The organism is Stenotrophomonas sp. HMWF003 (assembly GCF_003061285.1).
In the GTDB taxonomy this organism is placed as follows: domain Bacteria; phylum Pseudomonadota; class Gammaproteobacteria; order Xanthomonadales; family Xanthomonadaceae; genus Stenotrophomonas; species Stenotrophomonas maltophilia_AP.
Genome location: NZ_QAIW01000016.1, coordinates 1 through 3342, shown reverse-complemented (window position 1 = coordinate 3342; position 3342 = coordinate 1). Strand labels below are relative to the sequence as shown.

The window sequence follows — 3342 nt, the reverse complement described above, 5'->3', positions numbered from 1 at the left end:
CCCAACGACAGGCCTCTTCCTCCGTTTCGGGTCGATCCGCATAGAAAGCTCTGCATCTCCGCCATTTCGCACGGACTGTGAGTCCGGGATGCCACCGCTGCGGCAGACTGATCGCGCCGAGTACGGTGCTTCCGCCAGTCCCGGCAATATCTCCACCCCGACCGTTGACGTAAACGAACTCCACGTACGTGTCGGTCGGCTCATAGTCCATCGACGTCAAGCTGCCACCGACACGCGCGTTGGGGTCCGAACCTCGTTCGGCGGGCTTGCAGCTCGTCAAGGTGAGCACGACGGCGGCGAGCGCGGCTATGTGTATTGCGCCGCGCCTATGGTGGCTACGGGGCTTCATCAAGGCGCATGCGGAGGAGTCTGCCTGCCCGGTTCCCATACAACGTGTGCTCCCGGGAGTCGTCAGACAGTGCGCATCCAGTATGCGTGACACCCGCTGCACGCCAAAGATCACCTTCGCCTTCTCGGGAAGCCAGGACCATTCACTCATCTCGACCAATGCCTCTCCGATCGTTGAAGTTCTTATAGGGGAATTCAGCGCCCGGATAGTCAGGATGATTCGGACCTTTCATCGATGGGATGACCAGCACTTCGTCATCAGCGAAGATGTGAAGCCATGTACGCCCCACGTAGGTGTAGGGGTGCACAGGAACGTCTTTCTCGACCCAACGACAGGCCTCTTCCTGCGTTTCGGGTCGATCCGCATAGAAAGCTCTGCATCGCCGCCATTTCGCACGGACTGTGAGTCCTGGATGCCACCGTTGCGGCAGACTGATCGCACCGAGTGCGGTGCTTCCGCCAGTTCCAGCACTGTCTCCGCCTCGACCATCAACATAAACAGGACGCACGAAGGTGTCGGTCGGCTCATAGTCCATCGACGTCAAGCTGCCACCGACACGCGCGGTGGGATCTGAACTTCGCTCCGCCGGCTTGCAGCCTGCCATGGTGAGAGCCACAACGGCGAGTGTGGCTGCATGGAGTACGCCGCGCTTACGGCAACGCCAGTGCTTGATCACTGCATATGTGCAGGATGCTCCCCTTTCAATGTCCTTGAGGCGTGCTCCCTCCAGATGCATGGATACTTGCAGGTGCGTGCATAACGGACGCCGTTCCTCATCGGCGCTTGCGTCCGATGGAGGGAAGGTTCTCGATGCGGGAGCGTCTGCATGCGCCCGCAGATATTCAAAGGGCAAGGTCATCGTTCATCCACGTCGTCAGGTGGTCGAGCAGTGCGAAGATCCAGCCCCACGTCCGCCGCTCCATCCATCAGCGCGCTCCACAGCGCATCACCGCGCAACGCCAACGCGTGCACCGGATGCCCATCCAGTGGCATGGAGTACCCGCCCGCCATCAGCGCGAATGCAATCCAGCTCGCCTGGTCCGGCGCTTCCACATACCCCGCGGTCACCGCGGCCCGCTGCACCTGCGTGGCGACGGCGTGTCTGCGCTCGCGCGAGGTCAGCGATGCGGCGTACCGCACATGCCCTTTAAGGCTGTGCAGCAGCTGGTCCACCACGCTGTGCTCTGCCAACGCCTCGCGCTGCGCATCGGTCCAGCCGGCAGTGGTGCCCGGCTCAAGAGTCAACGGTCCGGGTAGTGCGAGCGCCAGCGCGTTGCCATCGCGGTCGGCCATCCACCATCCCGAGCAGGGTGCGCAGAATGCCGCCCGCTGCGCTGGAGTCCACACCGACATGGCTGCACGCAGCACGCGACCATCGGCCAGGCGGGTGTAGTGCAGCCCACGCGGGTGGCCATCGCGCAGCCAGTGGCGCAGGTGGTCGGCCGCGTCTGGCCGCGCCAGCGCGCTGACCAGCCAGTTCACGCCTGGGCCACTACCGTCCAGCCCCACGGCCTGTGCCTGCGCTGGCGACAGCAACCACGGGCCAAGCGCCTGCGCCTCCTCGGGCAGGTCGTCAAACAACGAGAGGCCCGCGCCCGGCGTGCGGGCCAGCCGGACGCCGGCGGCGTGTTGCATGGCGCCGTCCACGAGCACACAGGGCGTCACCCCGTGGTTGGCCAATGCGGCATGGCAGGCAGGCGGCAGGGGATTCATGCAGCGCCTGCCAGATTGACCGCCGCGCTGCCGCGCATGGCCGCCATGGCCAGGCAGGGCAGGCATACCGGCGGAATCGGCGCAGCCACCAGGGTGCGATGCCACTGCTCGGTGCGCGGCCCGTCCCAGTCATGGCTGGCACCGTGGAAGGCGATGGCGTCCTTGCTGCCCCCGGTCACGCCGCCGCCCACGCGCAGGAAGCTGCCGTCTGCCGCCACCAGGCGGATCACCGGTGCGGCCAGCACGATCTCACCGTTCTCGGCACTGATCTGCACGCCTTGCAGCGCATGCGCCTGGATTTCCGCACTGCGCGCCTGCACCGCCACGTGCCCGGCGTTGGCGATGGTGCTGATGCCGCCGTCGCGGGCAAACAGCGACAGGCCCTGGCCCGCCTGCAGGTGCATGCGCTCGCCGCTGGTCTGCTGCAGGCTGCCGGTGGCAACTACATCGTGGTGACCTTGGCTGACGTGCAACTGCGAGGCCGGGGTTGCGCTTACCAGGCCAGCAGCGGCCGATACGGCGATTACCGGTGCCTGGCCGCCCTGGTCGCCCCAGCCGCGCAGTGCTTCGGCAAGTGCCTGCTGGGGGGCAGTGGCCGGTGCCCCCGCCTGCTGTTCGATGGCCAGGGTGGCCAGGTCCTCGAACACGCGGCGGCAATCGTCCAGCAGGCCCTGCAGTTCCTGACGGTCCAGCTGGTGGCCCTGCGCGCGCTGGCGGCCATGGCTGCTCAGCAGCAGGCCGTGCGCCGAGCGCAGCGCCAGCGCGGCATCGGTGCGCAGCTCTGCGCCTTCGCCGCGCGGATCTGCCTGGCCGTCGGTGCGCGAGCCGTGCAGGTGTCCCAGGTGCAGCACGCTGTCATGCGGGCTCGCGCGCAGCGTGGTGGCCAACTGGCCGGTGCTGTCGTCAAAGATCAGCTCGCCATGTGCGTCACCCGCATGTTCCTGCGAGCGGATGCCGGACAAGGCGCGGTTGCCCGGCAAGTGCCCAACCCCGGCGAAGCGGGGTGTCGCGTGGCGGCCGTTGTAGAGCACGCCGGTGACCACTGGGCGGTCGATGTCGCCGTGGAGGAACGTGACCAGCACCTCCTGGCCGATACGTGGCAGGAACTGGTGACCAAAGCCATCGCCCGCACTGGGCAGGGCGACGCGCACCCAGGTGGAGGCGCGCGCGTCTTCGGTGTGCCCATCGGGGTGGTCCTGTGGGCGCTGCCAGTGGAAACAGATCCGTATTCGGCCCAGCGCATCGGTATGCACCGTCTCGCCGGGTGGGCCGAATACGGA

3 protein-coding genes are annotated in these 3342 nt (G+C 66.8%); all 3 read right to left on the bottom strand.

All coding sequences use genetic code 11. The annotated features are described in order from the left end of the window. Window positions 1-491 precede the first annotated feature (491 nt). Window positions 492-1208, bottom strand: coding sequence for a DUF3304 domain-containing protein (locus tag DBR34_RS00560; protein ID WP_128095271.1), 717 nt, complete (start codon window positions 1206-1208; stop codon window positions 492-494). After that, window positions 1205-2062, bottom strand: a complete 858-nt coding sequence (locus DBR34_RS00555; RefSeq protein WP_181393858.1) for a DUF4123 domain-containing protein — start codon at window positions 2060-2062, stop codon at window positions 1205-1207. The genes DBR34_RS00560 and DBR34_RS00555 overlap by 4 nt, the downstream gene beginning before the upstream one ends. After that, a partial coding sequence (locus DBR34_RS00550) for a type VI secretion system Vgr family protein (RefSeq protein WP_181393857.1) occupies window positions 2059-3342 on the bottom strand: 1284 nt, incomplete at its 5' end. The genes DBR34_RS00555 and DBR34_RS00550, both read right to left, overlap by 4 nt.